The following is a 21,393-nucleotide window of genomic DNA, read 5'->3' as shown; positions in this document are numbered from 1 at the left end:
AGAGCGTAGGAATAGATCACTTTTCGCTGCTGGCCAGTCGGGCACTCAGAGCAATAAATATTCCGGCAAAACTGCGTTGAAGCCAGATCATGATTGCAGGGCTGTGCTGGATATAGCGTTTTACATGATGGGCAAAGAGGCCGTAACTAATAAAGACAGCCAGAGTCATTAACATAAAGATAAAGCTAAGAATTAGCATGTCCGAGAGTGGTGTTGCGGTATTTGTTGGAATGAACTGCGGCAGAAACGCCAGAAAGAATATCGACAGTTTAGGGTTCAGGATATTAATCAGCATAGCCTGTAGGGCGATCCTGAAATAGCTGGTGGCTGGCGTTTCATTGTTATCGAAGCGAATACTGCCGGTTTGCCGCCACATTCCCCATGCCAGAAACAGCAGGTAAATGACGCCTGCATATTTGAAAGCCTGAAATGCCAGGCTACTGGTATGCAGTAAAGCTGCAAGGCCAAAGATACTCGCCATTAAGTGAGGTACGATACCTAAGGTGCAACCAACAGATGCAGAGATGCTGGCCCGCCGGCCGCTACTAAGCCCCGTAGCAACAGTAAATATGACGCCAGTTCCCGGCAGTAAAACGATAATCAGGGAGGTGATCAGAAATTCTGTGGTTAACATATCCATATGTGTTTTCTATCTCTTATAAAGAGGTGAATACTGATTAGCGGCTATCAGGCACTTGCATACCTTTATTGATAAAGTCTTTGGCTGCTAACCGTTGCATCCACTGATGAACCGCCGGAAAGTCTGCCAGATCAACTGTTTGCCATTCGTAACGGCAGGCCCAGGGATAGATGGCAAAGTCTGCAATGCTGAGATCAGTTCCGCAGATGTAATCTTTACCGGTCAGGTGTTTATCCAAAACACCCCAAAGGCGTTTCGCTTCACCGGTATAACGTTGCTTACCGTAAGGTACATCTTCTTTAGCAAATCGATTGAAATGATGTGCTTGTCCCAGCATGGGGCCAAAGCCACCCATTTGCCACATCAGCCATTCCATACAGATGATTTTCTGGCGAGGATCCGCAGGTAAATACTGCCCGGTTTTTTCAGCCAGGTAGAGCAGGATAGCGCCGCTTTCAAATATAGACACAGGCAGGTTATCTGGCCCTGAAGAGTCTGTAATTGCAGGAATACGATTGTTTGGGCTGATTGCCAGAAAATCAGGTTTAAACTGATCACCGGCTCCAATATCAATATTATGAACCTGATAGGGCAGGCCGCAGGCTTCCAGCATAATAGATACTTTGCGGCCGTTTGGTGTACCCCAGGTATACAGATCAATCATATGTTTCGCATTACTGGCTAACAAAGTGGTTATAAATAGCAATCAGTTCAGCTTCTTCAAAGCTAACAATGATTAGCTCCTGGCCTGGCGTTATAAGGTCAGGGTTCTGGCCAAGAATACCTTTCTGATAATTGTAAACGTAGGTGTCTTTGACTTTACGATCCAGAATTGCGCCCAGGAATGAACTGCTGCGGTTCGCCAAACGTTCATCTGCCTGACGGGGAATATTTGCGGTAATCATTCGGTCCTGAATGCGAATGCCTTTTGCGAAGGTCTTAATAACACCGTTCTGAATAATGCCCCACAGGCCCTGATCGTCTCCGCCTGTCACAGCGTGAATGAAAAACACCTGATTTTTGGCTGTTTCAGGATTATTCAGAAGAGCCTGCAGTTTGATTTGGTTATCCAGTTGAGCGATGGCTTCTTCAGTGGCGGCTTTAGTTCGGGAGACTTCTTGCGGGGTAGGGTTCGAATCACCGTTTTCATCACTGAAAACAGTGACTATTTTGCGTTTGATATTCTCAAAAGAGAAACCGCTTTCTTCTGCTTTTTTCGGGGCAGCTTTACGAACGTCAGCCGGATCAGGTTTCAGCGGCGTTGCTTTAATTGGGCCGGTATTTACCGCGAAGGTTTTAGCATTGTCGACTGAAGCAACCGGGGCTTCTGTTGTTGCCGGTGTTATCAGTTGTTGCAGAGGCAATTCTAATAACTGGTCGACAGTCACAAAGTGGTCAGCCTGAGAGATATCTATCGCTTCTTTAGGAGAGCGAATAACTTCTTCAATGTGTTGTTTGGCAGCTTGTTTAGTCAGATCATCCACTGGTGATGCAATCACTTCTTCTAAAATGTTGTCACTGGCGGATAGCTGCTGTTCATCAACAGGCTGAACCTTGATAGCGGCAGGAGTGTTTGAAGTGATAGGGGATGTATCAGATGAGGTTTGGCTATTTTCAGAATTATCTCCAGAGCCGTAGTCAGAACTGTGCGTGACTTTAGGTAACTGACCGGCGTTCTTACGGTCAGATCCCTGACTGGCGGTTTGAGGTGAAACAGCAGGTTGCATTGACTGGTAGATATATATACCTGCAATCGCCAGAACAGCGATAACGGCCACGATAAGTAACGCACGCATTTCAGACTCCCTCAATAAAATTATCGTCTCAGACTAAATCAGAAACTCATGACTTTAAAGATTTAAATTATATAAATGATAGCTTTCCAAAGAAATTCGGTAGAGCACTATAGCCCTGACTATCAACTAGTTAGGGTTTTTAATGTTACTTAGACTGGATAGAACGGCATAAAAATGTAAAGTAAATGGATGTAAAGAGCTGAGGTTATATGCGGGGGTTAAGGTCTTAGCTGGTGGTTAATATGAAAGAAAATTTATCTTTATGTCTGCTTTGCACTTAAAAACGGATCTTCTAATAAAATACCCATTAAAGTATTCAGTTATCTTTGCCGGGTATTATTTGATAATTGATAAACAGTTATAAAATGCAGTGCTTAGTAAAGTCTTTAGCTTCGTTTGCTGACCAGTCACCTTTTGGTTTTTCTTTTAGATTAGCGCACCATCCTTCGGTGCCTACATCAGGAGCGCAGCCTTGCATTACTAAAGTGAAAGCGGCCAGGGTGAGTGCCAAAGCATACTTTTTCATGTGTGAACCTTAATATCGTTAATTGTAAGTAGTGATTAAATTGTAAGAGTGGAAGTTGTAACAACAGATGAATGATGCCTCTGACATTGTTCTATGAAGAGTAGGATAGACCAGCACAACAAGCGGTTAGACCTTGTAAGAAGTCGAAGGGATATAATTTCAGGCAGCTTTGAAAGTAGTTCAAAGCGCCTTATGAATCGCAGAATTTAGTCTGTCCATGAATCCAGGATGTGATTGCAGGTAATTATTATGGATATAAATACCAAACGGTTTTTCAATTTGTACTACCTGAATAAAGATATCAGGGTTGATGTCCAGGTCTTCGCAGCTCTTTAAGAAAACTTCTTCAGCAAGAAAAACAGCATCGACCCGACCCTTAGAAAGAACCCAGGGTAATAGGTCAATATCTGAAGGGGCAAATCCAACCTGATAATTCTCCTTCAATAACCATTTGTGGGTATTTGTATTGAGCTGTGAAGCTACCAACGCCTTAGAATGAAAGGTAATGTTGCCAGGTAGTAGCTTTGAATCTTTGAGAATGAACCATGACCAACGATTGATTACTACCGGTTCAGAGAAGGTTGCTACTTTGTTTCGCTCTGCGTTTTCAGAAGCAAGAAACATCCCATCGACTCTATTTTTTTTAAGTTCTTCTACCGCTCGGCCATAATTAGGGGCCAACTCCAAGTTGTATGGCGTATCCATGCTGTCCATTATCGTCCTGACTTTTTCAACACCGATACCTTTAAATTCGCCATCTTCAACATAGGTAAAGGGCTTGAATTTAGGCAGCATGAAATTTATAGGGCTTGCATAGATGGCACTGTTAAATAATAACAATGGTGTGAGCGCAATTATGGCGACGAACTGCATATCAAATCACCTCTAGCTAATACATTTGTAGCTTTATGTTCACGCAGTGAGGAAGTACAGGTTTTAATGCTTTTCAGTGCATAAAAAGGCAGTAGCTTCTCTATCTCTCATGCGTGAGATTCTAGTTTTCTGGCTGCTTTAAATGGGCTTAGTTCAATAAGATTACAAAACAGCTGCATCAGGTTTGGATCGAATTTTTTACCTGTTTCTTCATGCATGATTGCCATCGTTTCCTGATGGGTTCGTGCATGGTGATAAACCCGTGTTACGGATATCGCATCATAACTGTCAGCGATACTAATAATTCGTGAGCCAAGTGGTATGTAGTTTCCAGATAAATGATCAGGATATCCCGACCCGTCATATGACTCATGATGATGACGAATTAAACGGGCAACTTCTTGTGAGTTTCCCACGTTCATGGACGTCATAATTTCTTCTCCTATAGCGGAGTGCTGCTGCATGATTTCCCATTCGGTTTCATCAAACTTCTCTGATTTCATCAGGATATCGTCTGGAATACCTATTTTACCAATATCATGAAACATAGCGGCTATACACAGGGTATCTAAATCCAATTGGTTAAGGCCGCAAGCCAGTCCTAGCTCTAAGGAAAGTGTTTTGACACGTTCAGAGTGCTGAAATGTTAAATAGTCGCGATATTTCAAGGAGATGGATAAAGCTTTAGCGTCATCAAGTAAGGAATTGAAGATTTCTTCTCTTACCCCCATACATACTCTCCGATCCACGTAGCCTTATATGTTACTTATCTTAAGGTAAGAACTTACTATTCGAAATGTGAGAAGGTGCGAAAATGAGATATTTACATTTGAGACTCTGACTTTGTAAATGCTGAGTATGTAGAGAGAGTTAACATTTGGATTAGTGATAAAAACTAAGAGTCTTTACCGGCAGATAACGGAAGATGATCCTAACTCATCTTTAGTTTGGTTGAGCGAAGCGAAACAACTCCCGGCAACTGCCGATATGCGCTTAGGGGGGGCGATCAGCTAGCAGTTATTAGGTTACTCAGATGATAGCTGATCAGGCTGCAAACCCATCTAGGAAATGGATAGCAGCATAAGTTTGCTAATAATCCAAAAATCCCCTTCTTTTATGAACACTACGATTTGTTGCCTTGCTCCACTGAGAGGCGCGCAATGTATGCCATGTTTGACAATAGCCTTGGTTCCATCTGCAGAAAAAGCGACTTTTGATAAAGTGTGATATGCACGAAAAGTCCTGTTTTGAGCGTTTATTCCGCATCTGATTTCGATATCTTTGGAACGATGAATACTAGAAGGCAATATGGTGATATTAACCAGGATTGGCTGCCATTCTATTGGGTATTGAGTTTTGTTAACGGTGTATAATTTTTCTAGCAATTGGGGATCAATTTTGACATTTTTATTGCGATTTATGACCTTTTCCAGAGGTGTTGTTCTGAACCATTCTGAGTCAGTTAAATTAATCAGATAGGCTTTATCGTAAGTGTTACCGATTACTTTGAGTAGCAGGGGCTCATAAATACTTTCTTCTTGAGTAACGTATCCGTGCGAGTTGCTCATGAGTATGAATGTTGATGTTATTAGAAGTACTTTGAGTATTGTCATTGGAGAAACTTCTGACTTTAAAGATATAAATTATATGTGTACTTGTATATCTTATACTTTGTAGTGGATTTTTAAGACGGATTATCTGCATGACTGAGAAAATTGAAGAGATTCTGCATTTTTGGTTTGGTGATTTGTGTGATGGGTTAGCCACTAAGGATAGGAAAAAGCTTTGGTGGTTTGGCGGTGAAGAGGTTGATAACCTGATTCGTGATGCATTCGGTCAACGGGTTCGTCAGGCGTTGGCTGGTGAACTGGATGACTGGGCACGGCAACCACGTGGGCGTCTTGCTTTGATTATTTTACTTGATCAGTTCTCGCGTAATATTTACCGCGGCAGTGGTGAGGCTTTTTCCGGGGATAGCAAAGCGGCTTCCTTGACTAAAGAAGGCATTGAACTTGGTCATGACCGTGCTTTGGAACTGAGTGAAAAGCTGTTCTTTTATATGCCCCTGGAACATGCGGAATCGCTGAATGAACAGGACCAGCATATAGCCTGTCTGGAGAGTATGTTTGGGGAGCTGGGTATAGAGCACCGCCAGGTATTGGATAATGCTTTAGATTTTGCCCATGAGCATCGGGAGCTGATTGCGCGCTTTGGTCGTTTTCCCTATCGAAACACTGTTCTGAACCGGGAATCTACCCCGGAAGAGCTGGCGTATCTTAATCAGCCGCATAAAACCTACGGACAGTAATCATTTCGGGCGGTTGTGCGTTGCATCGGCCCGGAAAAGATATTAGGTTTGAGCTTCATATTCAGCCTTAACGGGCTTTCTCTGCTGAGCTCCGGGCGTATTGCTGCCGGACCAGATGTTATCTGTATAGATTAAGGAAAGATTTTGTCTGCCACTGAACAAAATACACGTGAAGGCTGGCTTTCACAGTTATTGCTGGCTGCTGTTGGTGCTGGTCTGGTGTGGGCGGGTGCCGTGTTTGGGCTACACAGCTATGAAGAACATGTTGCGGTTCAGGGAATCAGACTGGCGCTGGAAGAGCAGGTGACTGGGGTTGACCCACAAGCGGCTGATGCGGTCACCAGTATTGATGAATTATGGCAAATGTATTCCGCCAATGGTGTTGTGCGGACTGATTTTGAGCGTGTCTCTCAACCTGTGATTGAAAGCCATTTCACTCTTCTTCCTGAATTGATTGCCGGTTTGGCAGCCGTGGTGATTTTCTTTACGCTAAATTTACTGGTTATGAACTGGCGAAGAAACCGACGTTATCAGGCGTTGGTAAGTGAACATGAACAGTCACTCGAGGTGAGTCGGGATCAGTTAGAGCAGGCTAGTGGCAAAGATGCTGCTACCGGCTTAGTAAATGCCAGGCAGTTTGAAGTACTGTTGGATATTGAATGTCGTCGAGCAGTGCGGGAATTTACCCCGTTGTCACTTATATTGCTGGAACCGGATAACGCTTATCTGGCAGTTCTACCGGCTAATGACCATTCTAAAATGTTGCAGCAACTGGCAGATATTCTGCAACAAACGGTTTTCCGGCCAGGTGATGTGATTGCCCGAATCAGCGAAGACCGTTTTGCTTTGCTGTTACCTGCAACTAATGAACATTCTCCCCAGTTGGCTGAACGTTTACGTGAGCAGGCAAGTGAGATTTCCCATGAAGAACAATCTCTGACACTGAGTATTGGTGTAAGTACTATGCAGCCATCTGCACAGCTAAATGCTGCCTATATTAAGCAACTGACTGAAACTGTCTTACAAGAGGCGCAGGACGCCGGTGGCGATCAGGTAAGCTTCAATACTGAACAGTCACTGGAAGTGCCAGTGACTTACTCCAACTGATCATTCCCTGTCATGTTAACCAAGGCTTATTTTCAGCAGCTGTCGGCTAGCGCACGTGCACGACAGCAGCGGGCGTTACTGGTGCTCAGTGGAGACCTCGACTGGTTAAATCAGCAACTGACGACTCTTAACCCTGAAGACAGTTGTTTGTGGCTGGGCAGTGAACTCTCTCCTGTAAATATTCCAGAAGGTGTTGAATGCGTTAGCCCTAAACATGCAAGTAACTGTTTAGGACAGGAGCGGCAGCGGCTGATTGTCGATGCTTATGCTGGGTTTAACCCAAATGCTTTTGGCCAGGTTAGCGGTGTTTTGGTGGCTGGTGGGTTGATGTTATTGCTCATTCCTAAGCTTAATGAGTGGCCTGAATTTGATGATCCTGAACTACAGCATATCGCAGTAGAGCCCTATAGTAGCGACGACGTTGGTCGCCGGTTTATTCAACGTATTGCGGGCTTAATCGCTACTGGCGATGGCCTACAGCTGTTGCAGCAAGGGCAGCCTCTGCCTGCTATTCCTTCAGTCGAGAATGTTATCTTGCCTGAAGAGTGCGAAGCCCCTTACCGCAGCCTGGAACAGCAACAGCTGGTGGAACACCTGGCAGTTCAGTTAACCGGCAAAAGGCCTGCGGTGCAGGTTGTCACGGCCGACAGAGGTCGTGGTAAGTCAGCCAGTCTGGGTTTGTTAGCTGCAAAAATGGTTGGCCAGGGGGTGAACAATATTGCCGTTGTTGCGCCAGCGTTTTCAGCGGTAGAAGCTTTATTCAGTGCGGCTGCAGATAATCTACCGGAGGTAACAGAAGCCTCTGGGAATATTCGTTCTGGCAATGCTCAGATTACTTTTTATCAGCCGGACCGAATGCTGGAATTAATGCCGCAAGCGGATGTGTTACTGGTGGATGAGGCTGCGGCAATTCCGGTACCTGTTTTAGCGCGTTTACTGAAAGCGTATTCCCGATGTGTGTTTGCCTCAACTGTCCATGGTTATGAAGGTACCGGACAGGGGTTTGCAGTACGTTTTAAAGGGCTGCTTAACCGCTGTGCTGCTGGCTGGCATGACCTGCGTCTGAATACGCCTGTGCGCTGGGCTGAAGGTGATTCGCTGGAAGCATTTACTTTTGCTGCTTTGATGTTGGCCGCAGAGCCTGCAGAGCTGAAATCTGATCCTGAATTACTGACACAACAGGTTGATGTTCGGTTACTGGATCGCGATGCATTGTTAGCAGATGAAGCTTTATTAAATGATGTGTTTGGTCTTTTAGTACTGGCACATTACCGTACTACGCCTGGTGATCTGCGTATTTTGCTTGATAGCCCGAATCTGCAGGTATGGGGTGCATTCTCTGTTGTCGGAAATGTTCTGCTTGGAACTATGTTAGTCGCTGCAGAAGGTCCGCTGGAAGAGGCGTTAGCGCAAGCTGTGTATGCGGGTAAGCGCCGTCCTAAAGGTCATCTTATTCCACAGACTTTGCTCGCTCAGGAAGCGATTCAGCTTGCCGGACAAGCTAAAGGCTTGCGGATTATGCGGATTGCAGTTCGGCCAGCGCTGCAGCGAAGAAAAGTTGCAGAACGTATGCTGCAGCAGTTGGAATTGTATGCCGGAGAAATGTCATTTGACTGGTTAGGTACAGGGTTCGGCCTGACATCAGAGTTACTGAGTTTCTGGCGGCATAATGGCTATCAGTTGGCCCGTATTGGCTTAACCCGTGACAGTGTCAGTGCCACCCATGGTGTCATTATGCTCAGGGGGTGCAGCACAACCGGATCGGAACTTTTGCAACAGGCCCGTTCCCGTTTACAACGGCAATATGGCAGTTTACTCAGCAGTTATCTGAATAACCTGGATGTAGCTCTGGTAACCGGTGTGTTTGCTGATTTGTCTGATAATCGATTAGATGAAGATGTGCACTTAAGCCCTGCGGACCGGGATGAGCTAACCGCGTTTGCTCTGGCCCATCGCCAGTATGATAGTTGTCAGTTTGTATTGCAGCATTGGGTGTATCGGTGTGCTCTGGCAGGTAAGTTGACAGCGTTAACGCGGGATCAGCAGTTGCTGGTGATTGGTAAAATATTGCAGGCGAGAGACTGGCATGATTTGCCATCTGAATCGTTGCAACAGGTATCGCCACGTAACCTGTTAAAACAGGTTCGCGAGGCGATAGCGGTGTTGCTTAATTATTAGCGTTGTCAGGCTTCAGCAGGTAGCAGGCTGACCGGTGATTTACCACCGAGTATCTCGACAGTGTCGCCGACATGAATAACACCCTGATTACGTGGAATCAGGTTCTGGCCAAAGAACACTTCACCTTTTTCATCGCGACGGTATTGTTTGAGGGTCTTTAGCGGTTCTTTGAACTCGTTGCGTACCCCTGTTTTTGGATTAACTGTGGTAAATACGCAACGGCTGCAGGCTTCAACCACATCAAACTCAACTTCACCAATGCGTATCTGTGACCAGCTGTCTTCAGCAAAGGGTGCTGTACTGCTAACAACGATATTAGGCCGCATGTGTGCAAAGCTGATAGGCGCAGGACATTTAGCGTTAAGGTCGTTTAATGACCCCTGTGAAATAAGCAGCAATGGGTAACCGTCGGCAAAACTGACGGGTTGTCCGGCATGGCCATCAACTTCCCGTTGTGACTGTTCGCCGAAGTACACTAACTGACATTCAACTTGTAAATATGTGCTGAACCAGTGGTCGGCATCTGCCTGGCAATGCTGTGCGCTGATCTCGTTGCCCCAGACTTTTACATCTAAATAGTTATTACTGAAAGCAGAGTAGCTGACTTCAATGTTTGGCATTTCCGGAGCACTGAGTACCATGCCGCCGGGTGTCAGGCTCGCTGTAACCAGCACCAGTTTTGGATGCGTGCGGGCGGTAATAAAGCGGCCTTTTAAATCCCGGAGAATAAAGTCACGGTCGAAGCTAAGGCCGCGGGGAGAAACATGACTGCGGTTCAGGCTGATACCTGCAGTGGATTTAATTGGATATACGTGTAACTGGTTGAGCGTACAGGTCATTTAATGCCTCAATGAATCTGTGTGGTTAACTGGCTAGAGTCGTTTTATGTGATGTTTCAGGCTGCGTCTCTTATGTTTGAGTGTAGCTATTCCTATGCGGGAATTCAGTAAAATTTTCTATTTAAAGCAGGCTGTTATCGGTTAAAGTTTGTATCTGATTCTGACTATCGGTTTAATGCGGACAACAGCATGGATTTAACAACAAAACATATTGAAAAGCTTGCCACTATGAAGATGCCATTTGGCAAATATCAGGGGCGTGTGCTGATGGATTTACCGGAACCTTATCTGGTGTGGTTCTCCGGTAAGGGATTTCCCCCCGGAGAAATTGGTATGTTGCTGCAGCTGTTATACGAAGTAAAACTGAATGGTCTTGAGGATATTCTGGAACCATTACGGCAGCGTTAAAATCTGAAACATCGTTAAAATTATCCAGCTTTCACGAAGTATTATGTAACTAAGGCACGGTATGACACCCGCTATTACTCTGGCTGAAAAACAGGCTGTTTCGCATCAGGTTCACAGTTATAGTCACGATCCTAACTGCGAGTCTTATGGTGACGAAGCGGCTCAGGCGCTGAATATTAATCCGGGTCAGGTCTATAAAACCCTGATGGTGGCATTGAATGGCGATAATAAACAACTGGCTGTTGCAATAGTGCCGGTTGCTGCGCAATTGAATCTTAAGGCTGCGGCTAAGGCGTTTAAAGTCAAAAAAATAGCCATGGCTGACCCGCAAGCTGCACAGCGCAGTTCCGGGTATCTGCTGGGGGGGATTAGCCCTCTGGGGCAGAAGAAAGCATTGCCAACACTGCTGGATAGCAGCGCTGAAAACTGGCCGACGGTATTTGTCAGCGCAGGTAAACGAGGTCTTGAAATTGAGCTGCAAGCAACAGATTTACTGTTGCTGTCTAAAGGGCAGTTTGCTGATCTTACTGGCTAGTTGTTAAGCACTTTTAGATAACGCCGATACTGTTGTTTTAACTGTGGCGGATGTTTGGCCAGCTGTTTTGGCAGATTTTTTGAAGTCAGCTGCATTCAGTTCGTGTTTCGCCAGTAGTTTATAAAAATCAGTACGGTTCCGTTGCGCCAGTTTGGCAGCTTTACTGACTTTACCTTGGGTGAATGTCAGTATCCGGACCAGATAGTTACGTTCGAACTCTGCCCGGGCCTGATTGAATGAAGGGATTTCAGGTGCAGATTCTTCAAGTACAGCAAGAATTTCTGCTGCCTCGATAACTCCTTCAGAAGGATCAGAACCCCTTTCTATATTCAGCTGGTCCATACAGCGTTTTAGCTGTGCGACATTACCTTCCCACGGTTCATGCAACAGCAGTTGTTTAGCGCTGTTGCTTAATGTTGGCCGGTTATTATTTTGTGTCAGAAAGTGTTCTGCCAACAGAGGGATATCTTCTGTCCGTTGTTGCAGGCTTGGTACCTGCAAACAAATGTCACTTATCTGGTAATACAGGTCTGCTGCCAGTTGGCCGCTTGTGAATATTTCATCCAGGTCAGCACTGGTGGTCGCTATAATACGTGGGGTCGTTTCAGTCTGTGAGAGGCTGGTGCTGAGCTGAATCTGTAACCGAAAGTCCAGTTGTTCAATGTGCCGGAGTAACAGGGTCGCGTCTGTTTGAGTAATTGCTGGCGGTATGTCTAGTTCACTATCACCGAATAATGTCTTACTGATCATACTGGTGGATAACTGAGCGCAGTTCAGATCAGTCAGAGGCTGCTCTGCATGTTTGCTGGCAGCGTGTAATGTTTTCGCAATACTGGTTTTACCACTACCGGCAGCGCCAACAATTGTCAGATTACTGCTGGCCGCGGCAATACGTTGAGTTTGCTGAAGGGTTGCCTGCATATTTGGACTGAGCACCGGGCCAATTTCTGTGTTGTAAAGCCTGGGTTCAGCGGTAACAGACGATTGTAGCCGCGCGCGAATGATACTAAGGACTTCCTGGTCGTCGGCAGATTTTGCCAGGATGGTTAACTGATCAGATTTGTTTTCAGTGATAGCCGTCTGGGTTTGGCTGTTTGCAGAGTCCAGCAGCAGTGTCCGTTGTACGGGTAATTGACTGAGTGATACACCTGGAAGCGACTCTGAAAGATCGATGAGTAACTGATCGAATCTTTCCTGGCTGGCCAGTTGGTTTATATCGTTAATATGGCTGACAGCATAACCCTGAGCGCTGAGGCACAAGTGCCAACGGCGGATAATTTGCGGCGTATCTGCAAGTAACAGGATACGATGTTGCATCTGCATAATGGGGAAATTTCCTTAACGACCTATAATCATTGTAACCGATCCGTTTATGGCATCAACGTTTAGATGTGAATTTGGGACGATGGTTGCATTTTTTCTTCGCTTAATCGCGTTAAAAAATGTTGTCCGGTAGGCGATGTGTCGGTTGGTTGTTAAGATGCTGTATTTTTTAGGTTTTTTAAGGCTTTCTTGAAGCTTAAGTTTAACAGGGATAAGACTGTGCAACACTGCAACAGAACAGCAAGGTTACCATCTGATCGAACATCGACTGTTGCCGGTCGCTGGCGGCTGTTTGAATGTTTGTGTCTGGTACTTTTGTTGGTGGGGTGTAAATCTGCAACAACTGTACCTGAGCAGGACCTGGCTTTGCGGGGGATTGTACAGTTAAAGGATGCTCAGCTACGTTTTCGTCCCTGTTTTGACAATGGCTGGTGGACGCTGGTTGATGGTACATCAGATGGTAGCTTACAGCGTTTTTATCAGCAGTTAGGTGCGGGTGGTTTGCCTGTTTATATGGAGTTCACTGGCGCGCAGGCGGATCAGCAGAATCGTGTCCGAGTGTCTGATCTACATGTTGCCGGTGGTGGTGAAAGTACCTGTTTCTTTGATTTATCGAACGTCAGTTTCCGGGCTGCCAGTTCGTCTCCTTACTGGGTTGCGGATATTCATGAAAACGGTGCGCGAGTCCAGAGTATCGAGCCTTTGGGGAGTTATAGTTTTCCCGTGAGTCGTCAGTCGCCGGATTCTGAGGCACAAACAGATGAAAGGGTGGCAACCCCCGGGCAGTTCAGCAGAGGCAAGTTGAGTGAGGAGCAGACGTTTGCCAGTGTTATTTCCTCGAAAGGTATTCCTGAATTTAAGATTGCTTTGAAACCAGGCCGCTGTGTTGACCCTGAAAATGGAACCCTACTGAATTTCCGGGCCAGCATGTTGCTGTATGGCAATGAGTATATTGGTTGTGCCCGCAGAGGAGAGCCTGCCAGTGATATGGTCAGTGGTTTATATCAGTTTAGAGAAGGCGGTGTGGAAGCCTTATTAAAACTGCATAAGGATGGTCGGGTAAGTTTAGTGCGGCGCCAGCAGCAGAATGCCGTTACTGAACGCGGTACCTGGCAATTGCTGGAGTCACAAAAGTTGGTGCTGACCATGTCAGACCTTTCGGATAAGGCATTCCTGTTAATTTTTAAGCGTTTAAACCGGGCGATGTATCAGTTACAGGGAGGACGGCTTGCTGAATTACCCGATGGTGCACGTTTTCAGCTCTGGATGCAGAGTCCGTTGGTTTGGCATAGTGAAGTGACCGATCAGCCGGGCGATACGGCTGCACCACAGCTACTTTCTGAAGCAGAAGCTCCGGTGCTGAATAATGAGTACAGTCAGGAAGTACGCACTTTCAACTTTGAGGCGGTGAAAGTGCAGGCAAATGAGCAGCCCGTTGAAGATATTGAGCTGCTCGAGATTGAATAAAGATTAACGCTTCATGAGTATATCTTTAGCCTGATTAATTTTTGCTGCCAGATAGTCACTGCCACCTCTGTCAGGATGCATTTTTTGCATCAGCCGGCGATGTGCTTCAATGATAGCTGTTTCGCTGGCACCTTTTTCCAGGCCCAATATCTGATAAGCCTCTTCTACTTCACTTAATGGAGCGGTGTTATCGGCTTTATCATCTTCCCGCCAGCTCTCACCGAAGCGTTTATCCAGATAAGTTTCCAGTAAGCGTGCCGATTGCTGATCATGTTGCCGGCAATAATTAAGCAGTTGTATAAACTCACTCTCAGACATGTCGCCCAGTTGATGGCCTTTTAGCGGACCTTCCAGCACCGTACCGAACATGACACCGCTGTCGTGATCCAGCTCCATGTGCAGAATTGGTGTATCTACTGCAGAGGTGTTGCCACCCTGACGGTTGCTTCTTTGCTTCAGAAAACGGCCAATAAAAGGTATGAAGGGCCACAGTCTGCGTACAAAGGGCAGAGCAACAGCAACAGCAGCTCCCAGCCAGTGAAGTTTGCCGGTAAGTATGAGGTAGAACAGCAGAATACCGAGAATAAAAATCAGTAACTTAATATTGGTCTGGCGGCGTTGCTGCTGCGGCTGACGACGGGTCCAGACAAACCAGACTGCAAACAACGCGCTAAGGATGAAAAAAGTTACTGGATTCACGACAAGGAGTTCCCGGGTTATTTATGTCCCAATTGCTGGCTGAGACGTTTAACTTCACCGCCTTGCTGTTCGGCAAAGCTTTCCAGAGCTTTACGTCCACCGGCGGCATAAACAGCCACTGCACTGAGTAAAGCTTTGAGCTGGGCGACACTGCTATTATCAAACCGGCAGTAAGCACCGTTGGACACTTTTGCCATTTGACGAAAAGCCTGGGCAGCGGTTATATCACGGCCTTCATGAAAAATAAAAATAGGTGTGCCCAGTAAACCTACCTGACCTGCCAGCTGGCAGAGAAAATCCACAGGTTCTTCGACACAGTCGCCCACAAATACTAATGCCTGTACCGGTTGTTGACGAACTTCTCTGAGAACGTGCTGCAGTAAACGGGCTATCTGTGTGTGGCCGCCAATGCAGTGAACATTGCGCATTTGGCTAAGCAGGGCGTCAGGGGTATTCATCCAGTTTGATGCTGAAAAATGGTCGAAACCGGCATAATGGCAAAGCTGAACTGAGATTCCACCAAGGGACTGGCACTCAAGAAACATCTGATTTTGAATCTGGCATGCCTGATCCCAGGTGCGTTCACGGCTGGCGGTGGCATCCAGAGAAAAAACAAGCCGACCCTGATGACCGGTATTAATAACGGCCGGGCTACGTTGAACCTGTTCCAGAAAGGCTTCAATTTCCTGGTTGCTAGACGTTTTCTGCGGTAAGGATGACTTGTCTGACATTCTCTGGCTCCGTTTGGTCGATGCAGGTTTTATCCTGAAGGCTTCATTCAATTATAGAACGGTGGGATGAAAAGAAGTTTCCTGATGCTCAATTCAGCTGAGAATATCTTCATCGATTATCAGGTTATTAAGAAGCTCAAGACTATGCAAATCGTGACTGTCGAATGGTGCAAAGGTACTCAGATCAATTGGCATGATAGGTGATGCCGGTTGTCCTGAGGAAGCAATGAACATTGTATCTGTAACCGGCGTAATACGGTTAAGCAGATCAGAAATCATATGATCCGGTTCGTCCAGCAAGGTTTCAATTGGTGGTGGGCTCAGATTGTCTTTGAGCTGCAGGGATACCGGGGATAATACTTTGCTCAGTTCATTGCTGAAATCGATGTGATCCTGTTGGCTGCTAAGTAAGTGGTTGGCATCGGAAAGGTCGGGTTGGTATCGATTTGTTAAGGGGGGTGTTGATGAGTTTGATGCAGAGGAGTAATCAGAAGCCTCAGGTAACAGGATAGTTGTTGTGAAGTCGGGGTCCAGAGCTAAAACCAGACTGGTAGCAAATAATGTCTGTGTATTACTTGTCAGAGGGAGCTGATTAAGACTTTCAGTATGTCTGAACTTACCCATCGAAGTGCCCCTTCCTTTTTCTGAATACTTAATTCAGCATAACAGCAGTCAGAAGAGTAGGTAAATCCAGTCAGGCCAATATCTTACGGATTATGCAGATACTAGCAGCATCCATGGACGTCTGTTAGCAGCACTTTTTCAATGGTATTAGGCTGTTAAAGGAGTACTGGTAACCGGCTTTATTTCATCATTTGGCTTAGGAAAGAGCTCAGATTTTGAGTTGGTAGTGTCTCCCATATAGCGCTGCCGTTTTTTATCTTTCAGATAGTGCATATCGACCAGTACCAGCCCGTCAACACAGTAGTTAAAGTCGGCGTCGACACCAAAGTCCAGAAAACGTACGCCGCCTTCACGGCATACATCTGCGTATTGCTTGTAGAGAGTGGGCACGGCTACGTGACAGAAATCCAGCTGATGCTTAAGGGTTTTAAAGTCTTCCTTGTAGTCATCCCCGGCGAATATAGAGCGCATATTGTCTTCTGTTGCTGCATCCAGCTGATAAGGGCTTTGCGAGTTGCCGAGGTTCTCAGTGTCTGGGAAATAGAGGCGATAAAAATATACCAGCATGTCTTTAGCAGCCTTAGGATAGGTGTTACTCAGGCTGACAGGGCCAAACATATAACGTACCTGGGGGTGGCGCTTTAGATAAGCGCCAATGCCATACCAGAGATAATCCAGGCTGCGCTTGCCCCAGTATTTCGGCTGCACAAAGCTACGTCCCAGTTCAATACCCTGTGAGAAGTACGGTTGCATCGCGTCCTTATAGTCAAACAGGCTGGCGCTGTAGAGGTGCTCATGGCCAGGGTTGTCGGCTTCGGTTCGCCAGGCTTCGGCCAGCCGGTAAGCACCGACAATTTCCAAATCATCATCGTCCCAGAGAATTAGGTGGCGATAGTGAGGGTCATAGTTGTCAAGGTCTGTGCGTTCGCCGGTACCTTCGCCAACGCGGCGGAAAGCAATTTCTCTTAACCTGCCAATCTCGTTGATAACCGCTGAGTCTGCACGGTAATCGAATAGAAATATTTTTTTACCGTCACTGGTTTCGCCCAGCAGTTCGCTGTCACGTAGCTCTTGTTTGAGTGCCTGACGGTCCTGTGGGTGGTTGATCGTTTTTTCGGTGATAAACAGTGGTTTTTTGCCTTTGGCAATTCGGTAAAGGTGGCGTTTTATCAGTTTTACTTTTTCACTGTTATTAACCGGTAATCCATCAATCTGACTATAGGCAACAGGCTCGCCGACCTTGATCGGTAGAACAGCTGACTGTTTGTTGAACATTTCGTGGGGCAGCAATGCGGAAGACATCCCCCGGTTGAGCATTGATAGCGAATAGAACAGTGGGGAGTTTTTACCGCCAATATAGACAGGTAAAACAGGGCTGTTGGTCTGACGGGCAAAGCGCATGAAACCGCTATTCCATTTACTGTCTTTAATACCGGTCAGGCCTGCGCGGGAGACTTCTCCGGCGGGAAAGACGATTACAGCTTCTTCGTTACGCAACGCAGCATTAATGTTGGCAATATCCTGCTTATGGGTGGCTTTACTTATGTTGTCTACGGGCAACAATACGGGAGCCAGTGGTGCGAAGTTGGCCAGCATATCATTGGCGATAATTTTTACATCACGGCGAACTTCACCGACCAGTTTGATCAGTGCCAGGCCATCCAGCGCACCTAACGGGTGGTTCGCAATGATGACAACCCGGCCACTGGATGGAATGTTCAGACGGTCAGTATTACTCAGGCTATAGCTGAAGTTGAAGTAGTCCAGCACCCGGTCAATGAATTCAAACCCCTCACAGTGACGGTGTTTTTCCAGAAAACTGTTTACTTCCGATTCATGAAACAGGCGCCGTAGAAAATACAATGTCGGACGGCGTAACGGTGCCGGCTTAGTCATAAAGGAAGGGTATTTTTCACTGATGATCTGTTCGACATTGATCACGGGTATTAGGCCTTATCTGCTAAACGTGTGGCAGATAATTTAGGACGGTTTGGTGACAGTTGGTTTGCTGTTTGGTGACATTCGGATGACAGCCTCTTCTCGCTAAGCCTGCCGAAAATCCCGGTATATATGAACTTGGGCTTTACAATTGTGTGTCTTGGCTTTAGTTTCAAAGCAATAGTTTCAAACATACGATGTGGTGCGTCGGACGCGACCTTCATTCATTGTGTACTGCTTGTATCGCCGAACCTCCGGCTTGTAATCAGACGCCTGCATCCAGACTAAGAGTTTCTTTCAGCAGAAGTATTGTTGGACAGACCGGGTAGGATAAGAAACTCCGAAAAGGATTTATTGTGACTTCTGATCTTATAGATACGGATGCTTCACGGTTATTTCAGCAGTTGATCGATGGAGTGGTAAACCTGTACGACGAAGCCTTTTTTCAGGGGCTGGTTAACGGGTTAGTTAAAGTAATGGGCGCCGATCTGGCAATGGTGTCATTGCTGGATTACGAAAATTCTAATAATGCGACCAGTCTGGCTTTGTGCCTGGATGGCATTCCCGCCGCGAATATTCACTATCGTCTTGAAAATACCCCTTGTTTTGAATTACAGGGCCGCAAGGTTCTGTATATTCCTGACGGTGCCATGGTTCGTTATCCGCAAGCAGACATGCTGCAAGAGCTTGAGATGGATGGTTATCTCGGGGTGCCGTTATGTGATCACGATGGCGAGCCGATGGGCAACCTGCTGCTTGCGTCCCGTGGTCGGCTCCAGGTATCCGCCGGTTTGATACGTTTACTGCCGGTACTTATTAACCGCGTAGAAGCTGAGCTGACAAGGTTACAGCTTCTTAAACGGTTAAGCGCCAGTAATGATCAGTTACAACGTATACAGAGCCTTGCCAGCCTGGGAGGCTGGACCCTGGATATTCAGAGTCGTCAGTTAAATTGCACGCCGCAGGCACGCAGCCTGTTTGGGCTAAGCCCACAACAGACACCTGTGTTGAGTGATGTGCTGGAACAGTTACTGCCTGAAGATAGGGCGCAGTTACGGTCACTTACCGATAAAGTAATGATCAGTAAACAGATTGATACCTGCCTGATACGGCTAATACATCCTACCGGTTCGCTTCGCTGGTTACATGTTCAGGCTGAACCTGTGATTGATCCTCTAAGGGAAGTCACCTTGATCAGAGGTGTCGTCCAGGATATGACAGAACTGATTAACAGTCAGAATCAGGTCATCGATAATGAAATGCGGTTTCGTGCACTGGTTGATGCGTCGCCATACGGAATTATTGAAATTGATCTGCAGGGCACCGTTATTTTTGCTAACCCTAAAGCGCATCAGATTTTTGCCTATCCGCCGGATCAGATGGTTGGCCGCGCGGTTAGTGAAACCATGAGTCCTGAAGAGCGTGAGTATTACAGCCGTAAACTGAAACGTATGGTGGACGAATTTCCGCATCTTGATACTTATAGTCGTAAAGGTATTCGTCAGGATGGCAGCGTTATCGATATTCGGGTCAGTATTAACTATCGGTTGAACGAACAGGGCAAAACACGGGGGTTTGTAGGATTTATTTCAGATATAACTACCCGTAATCGTCGTGAACTGAAGTTGCGTCAGCTTTCTACAGTTGTAGAGCAAAGCCCGTCGGCAATTTTAATCACTAATCAGCAAGGTGTTATCGAATACGTTAACCCCGCATTTGAAGTGAGCACCGGATATCACAGTCAGGCAGCGCTTGGTGAAACCCCCAGGATTCTGAAGTCAGGCAAAATGCCGGAACATATTTACACGGGATTGTGGGAAAACCTCCATCAGGGGCTGCCATGGCGTGGTGAGTTACTCAATCATCGGGCGAACAAAGAAGAGTTTTGGGCGCTGACCAGTATTGCTCCTATTACGGGGGATGATCAGAGCATCACCCATTATGTGTGCATAATGGAAGATATTACCCGGCATAAGCGGCAGGAGCAGCAGCTGGCCTTTCAGGCTAAATATGATGCTGTGACGGGGTTGCCGAATCGTCTGGTGGCCATGCAACGTCTTAGTGAGTGTATTCGTATTGCTAAAAAGCGCGACAGACACGTATTGGTTATATTTATCGATCTGGATCACTTCAAGCGGATTAATGACAGCTTTGGTCATAGTATTGGTGACCGGTTTCTTGCCAGTGTTGCCGAGCTTCTTAAGGAGGCAGTTCGCAGTGAAGATATTATTGCCCGGTTTGGAGGCGATGAATTTTTGCTGATCATGGATGATTTCGATGAAATTGATGTTGCAGAGCGGATTATTGAAAAAGTATTGCGGGCATTTAATTCACCGGTGTATATCGAAGAACACGAGCTGTTTGTAACAGCTTCTCTGGGTGGGGCGGTGTATCCACAGGACGGTGACGATGCAGAAACATTGCTGCGCAATGCTGATGCGGCAATGTACATTGCAAAATCCAGGGGGCGTAACGACTATCACTTTTTTACCCCGGAAATGAATCAGCATGCGCAACAGCGAATGGTGATGGAAACGCATTTACAACGTGCTTTAGAGTTCGAAGAAATGAGTCTGCATTTTCAGCCAATTACCTGTAGCCGGCGTGGTGAGGTTGTGGCATGTGAAGTGTTACTTCGATGGCACAGTCCTGTTTTAGCTCAGGTAAGCCCGGACGAGTTTATTCCGTTAGCGGAAGATCTGGGGCTGATTAATGAGTTAGGTGACTGGGTGATAGAAAGATCGCTGGAACAATACCTGAGCTGGCGTACTGATTTACCCGAAGATTTTCGAATGTGTATCAATGTTTCGCCTAAACAATTCCAGAAAAACGGCTTTGCTGACTGGTTACTGTCGTTACTGGCGCAATATAATTTATCGCCAAAAATCCTCGAGTTGGAAATTACAGAAGGGTTATTGCTGAACCGTTGGTCTGAGGTTGATGAACAGATTCAGAAAATCACCGGGGCAGGTATCAAGCTGTCTATAGATGATTTTGGTACCGGCTTTGCGTCTATCAGTTACTTGCGACGTTACTCGTTTAATACCCTGAAAATTGATAAATCATTTGTTGCTGCTTCGCTAACAGACTCAGCAGATGCTGCATTAATACGTTCGGTTATAGCACTTGCTCATGGTATGGGGCTGACCACTGTTGCTGAAGGTGTAGAGACTCCGGAGCAGGCAGAACTTTTACAGGAATTGGGCTGCGACCTGTTGCAGGGATTTCTCTATAGTAAACCCGTTTGTAAAGATCAATTCATGAATGTCATCCATAAATCAGCACAGGTCCTGCCTGCTTAATATCGGTTATTTTTGTTTGAAAGTTCCTTAAAGATTTTTTGGGCCTACTAGTATTCGTGCTGCAAAATTATTATGCTTGAAAGTAAGCGTGAAGGTCTT

At 46.2% G+C, this 21,393-nt stretch carries 20 protein-coding genes; 7 read left to right on the top strand and 13 right to left on the bottom strand.

The features are described 5' to 3' along the window. Positions 1-16: 16 nt before the first annotated feature. From OCU49_RS15860 to OCU49_RS15830, 7 genes are all read right to left on the bottom strand, one after another. Complete coding sequence (locus tag OCU49_RS15860; RefSeq protein WP_336605342.1) at positions 17-640, bottom strand: LysE family translocator; 624 nt, start codon at positions 638-640, stop codon at positions 17-19. Positions 641-677: 37 nt separating this feature from the next. Further along, positions 678-1,304 (bottom strand): glutathione S-transferase N-terminal domain-containing protein, encoded by a 627-nt coding sequence (locus tag OCU49_RS15855; protein WP_261841532.1) that lies wholly within the window; start codon positions 1,302-1,304, stop codon positions 678-680. Positions 1,305-1,314: 10 nt separating this feature from the next. Beyond that, positions 1,315-2,436 (bottom strand): hypothetical protein, encoded by a 1,122-nt coding sequence (locus OCU49_RS15850; protein ID WP_261841531.1) that lies wholly within the window; start codon positions 2,434-2,436, stop codon positions 1,315-1,317. Between the two features lie 358 nt (positions 2,437-2,794). After that, positions 2,795-2,962, bottom strand: coding sequence for a DUF3012 domain-containing protein (locus tag OCU49_RS15845; protein ID WP_261841530.1), 168 nt, complete (start codon positions 2,960-2,962; stop codon positions 2,795-2,797). Positions 2,963-3,142: 180 nt separating this feature from the next. After that, positions 3,143-3,835, bottom strand: coding sequence for a substrate-binding periplasmic protein (locus tag OCU49_RS15840; protein ID WP_261841529.1), 693 nt, complete (start codon positions 3,833-3,835; stop codon positions 3,143-3,145). Positions 3,836-3,942: 107 nt separating this feature from the next. Next, a complete protein-coding gene (locus OCU49_RS15835) occupies positions 3,943-4,566 on the bottom strand; it encodes an HD-GYP domain-containing protein (RefSeq protein ID WP_261841528.1) in 624 nt (207 codons plus the stop codon). Positions 4,567-4,896: 330 nt separating this feature from the next. Beyond that, positions 4,897-5,448, bottom strand: coding sequence for a hypothetical protein (locus OCU49_RS15830; protein WP_261841527.1), 552 nt, complete (start codon positions 5,446-5,448; stop codon positions 4,897-4,899). 89 nt (positions 5,449-5,537) lie between these two features. Here OCU49_RS15830 and OCU49_RS15825 point away from each other — a divergent pair, with 89 nt between their 5' ends. The 3 genes from OCU49_RS15825 to OCU49_RS15815 all read left to right on the top strand — a co-directional run bounded on the left by OCU49_RS15825 (position 5,538) and on the right by OCU49_RS15815 (position 9,428). After that, complete coding sequence (locus OCU49_RS15825) at positions 5,538-6,143, top strand: DUF924 family protein (protein ID WP_261841526.1); 606 nt, start codon at positions 5,538-5,540, stop codon at positions 6,141-6,143. 144 nt (positions 6,144-6,287) lie between these two features. Beyond that, positions 6,288-7,250 (top strand): GGDEF domain-containing protein, encoded by a 963-nt coding sequence (locus OCU49_RS15820; protein ID WP_261841525.1) that lies wholly within the window; start codon positions 6,288-6,290, stop codon positions 7,248-7,250. Positions 7,251-7,262: 12 nt separating this feature from the next. Beyond that, positions 7,263-9,428 (top strand): tRNA(Met) cytidine acetyltransferase TmcA, encoded by a 2,166-nt coding sequence (locus OCU49_RS15815; protein WP_261841524.1) that lies wholly within the window; start codon positions 7,263-7,265, stop codon positions 9,426-9,428. A 5-nt stretch (positions 9,429-9,433) separates the two neighbouring features. Here the strand turns inward: OCU49_RS15815 and OCU49_RS15810 are convergent, their stop codons facing one another. After that, positions 9,434-10,267, bottom strand: a complete 834-nt coding sequence (locus OCU49_RS15810; protein ID WP_261841523.1) for an MOSC domain-containing protein — start codon at positions 10,265-10,267, stop codon at positions 9,434-9,436. A 189-nt stretch (positions 10,268-10,456) separates the two neighbouring features. Here OCU49_RS15810 and OCU49_RS15805 point away from each other — a divergent pair, with 189 nt between their 5' ends. After that, positions 10,457-10,675 carry a DUF3820 family protein gene (locus tag OCU49_RS15805; RefSeq protein ID WP_261841522.1) on the top strand — a complete coding sequence of 73 codons (219 nt, stop codon included), beginning with the start codon at positions 10,457-10,459 and terminating at the stop codon, positions 10,673-10,675. A 61-nt stretch (positions 10,676-10,736) separates the two neighbouring features. Beyond that, entirely contained in the window at positions 10,737-11,210 is a 474-nt protein-coding gene (ybaK, locus tag OCU49_RS15800; protein ID WP_261841521.1) for a Cys-tRNA(Pro) deacylase, read from the top strand. Positions 11,211-11,213: 3 nt separating this feature from the next. Here the strand turns inward: ybaK and OCU49_RS15795 are convergent, their stop codons facing one another. Beyond that, entirely contained in the window at positions 11,214-12,533 is a 1,320-nt protein-coding gene (locus OCU49_RS15795) for a sigma 54-interacting transcriptional regulator (RefSeq protein WP_261841520.1), read from the bottom strand. 219 nt (positions 12,534-12,752) lie between these two features. Between OCU49_RS15795 and OCU49_RS15790 the strand changes: the two genes are divergently transcribed. Beyond that, on the top strand, positions 12,753-14,000 hold the full coding sequence (locus OCU49_RS15790) for a hypothetical protein (protein WP_261841519.1): 1,248 nt from the start codon (positions 12,753-12,755) through the stop codon (positions 13,998-14,000). A 3-nt stretch (positions 14,001-14,003) separates the two neighbouring features. On the opposite strand, the gene OCU49_RS15785 is transcribed toward OCU49_RS15790, so the two are convergent. From OCU49_RS15785 to olsF, 4 genes are all read right to left on the bottom strand, one after another. After that, positions 14,004-14,699, bottom strand: coding sequence for a DnaJ domain-containing protein (locus OCU49_RS15785; protein ID WP_261841518.1), 696 nt, complete (start codon positions 14,697-14,699; stop codon positions 14,004-14,006). A 17-nt stretch (positions 14,700-14,716) separates the two neighbouring features. After that, positions 14,717-15,430, bottom strand: coding sequence for a VWA domain-containing protein (locus OCU49_RS15780; RefSeq protein WP_261841517.1), 714 nt, complete (start codon positions 15,428-15,430; stop codon positions 14,717-14,719). A gap of 93 nt (positions 15,431-15,523) precedes the next feature. Continuing rightward, positions 15,524-16,054 (bottom strand): hypothetical protein, encoded by a 531-nt coding sequence (locus OCU49_RS15775; protein WP_261841516.1) that lies wholly within the window; start codon positions 16,052-16,054, stop codon positions 15,524-15,526. Between the two features lie 147 nt (positions 16,055-16,201). Further along, positions 16,202-17,995, bottom strand: a complete 1,794-nt coding sequence (gene olsF, locus OCU49_RS15770) for a bifunctional ornithine lipid synthase OlsF (protein ID WP_261841515.1) — start codon at positions 17,993-17,995, stop codon at positions 16,202-16,204. A gap of 353 nt (positions 17,996-18,348) precedes the next feature. Between olsF and OCU49_RS15765 the strand changes: the two genes are divergently transcribed. Beyond that, positions 18,349-21,294, top strand: a complete 2,946-nt coding sequence (locus tag OCU49_RS15765) for a sensor domain-containing protein (RefSeq protein WP_261841514.1) — start codon at positions 18,349-18,351, stop codon at positions 21,292-21,294. Positions 21,295-21,393: the final 99 nt, after the last annotated feature.

The sequence above is a fragment of the Aliamphritea ceti genome, from assembly GCF_024347215.1.
GTDB classification, from domain to species: domain Bacteria; phylum Pseudomonadota; class Gammaproteobacteria; order Pseudomonadales; family Balneatricaceae; genus Amphritea; species Amphritea ceti.
Note: the sequence above shows the minus strand (reverse complement) of the source record. Positions and strands in the feature narration are given on the sequence as shown.

What these genes read in the sequence shown, in the direction of transcription:
- OCU49_RS15860 (WP_336605342.1), bottom strand. Translation starts at nt 640, where the DNA reads ATGGATATGTTAACCACAGAATTTCTGATCACCTCCCTGATTATCGTT.
- OCU49_RS15855 (WP_261841532.1), bottom strand. Translation starts at nt 1,304, where the DNA reads ATGATTGATCTGTATACCTGGGGTACACCAAACGGCCGCAAAGTATCT.
- OCU49_RS15850 (WP_261841531.1), bottom strand. Translation starts at nt 2,436, where the DNA reads ATGCGTGCGTTACTTATCGTGGCCGTTATCGCTGTTCTGGCGATTGCA.
- OCU49_RS15845 (WP_261841530.1), bottom strand. Translation starts at nt 2,962, where the DNA reads ATGAAAAAGTATGCTTTGGCACTCACCCTGGCCGCTTTCACTTTAGTA.
- OCU49_RS15840 (WP_261841529.1), bottom strand. Translation starts at nt 3,835, where the DNA reads ATGCAGTTCGTCGCCATAATTGCGCTCACACCATTGTTATTATTTAAC.
- OCU49_RS15835 (WP_261841528.1), bottom strand. Translation starts at nt 4,566, where the DNA reads ATGGGGGTAAGAGAAGAAATCTTCAATTCCTTACTTGATGACGCTAAA.
- OCU49_RS15830 (WP_261841527.1), bottom strand. Translation starts at nt 5,448, where the DNA reads ATGACAATACTCAAAGTACTTCTAATAACATCAACATTCATACTCATG.
- OCU49_RS15825 (WP_261841526.1), top strand. Translation starts at nt 5,538, where the DNA reads ATGACTGAGAAAATTGAAGAGATTCTGCATTTTTGGTTTGGTGATTTG.
- OCU49_RS15815 (WP_261841524.1), top strand. Translation starts at nt 7,263, where the DNA reads ATGTTAACCAAGGCTTATTTTCAGCAGCTGTCGGCTAGCGCACGTGCA.
- OCU49_RS15810 (WP_261841523.1), bottom strand. Translation starts at nt 10,267, where the DNA reads ATGACCTGTACGCTCAACCAGTTACACGTATATCCAATTAAATCCACT.
- OCU49_RS15805 (WP_261841522.1), top strand. Translation starts at nt 10,457, where the DNA reads ATGGATTTAACAACAAAACATATTGAAAAGCTTGCCACTATGAAGATG.
- ybaK (WP_261841521.1), top strand. Translation starts at nt 10,737, where the DNA reads ATGACACCCGCTATTACTCTGGCTGAAAAACAGGCTGTTTCGCATCAG.
- OCU49_RS15795 (WP_261841520.1), bottom strand. Translation starts at nt 12,533, where the DNA reads ATGCAGATGCAACATCGTATCCTGTTACTTGCAGATACGCCGCAAATT.
- OCU49_RS15780 (WP_261841517.1), bottom strand. Translation starts at nt 15,430, where the DNA reads ATGTCAGACAAGTCATCCTTACCGCAGAAAACGTCTAGCAACCAGGAA.
- OCU49_RS15775 (WP_261841516.1), bottom strand. Translation starts at nt 16,054, where the DNA reads ATGGGTAAGTTCAGACATACTGAAAGTCTTAATCAGCTCCCTCTGACA.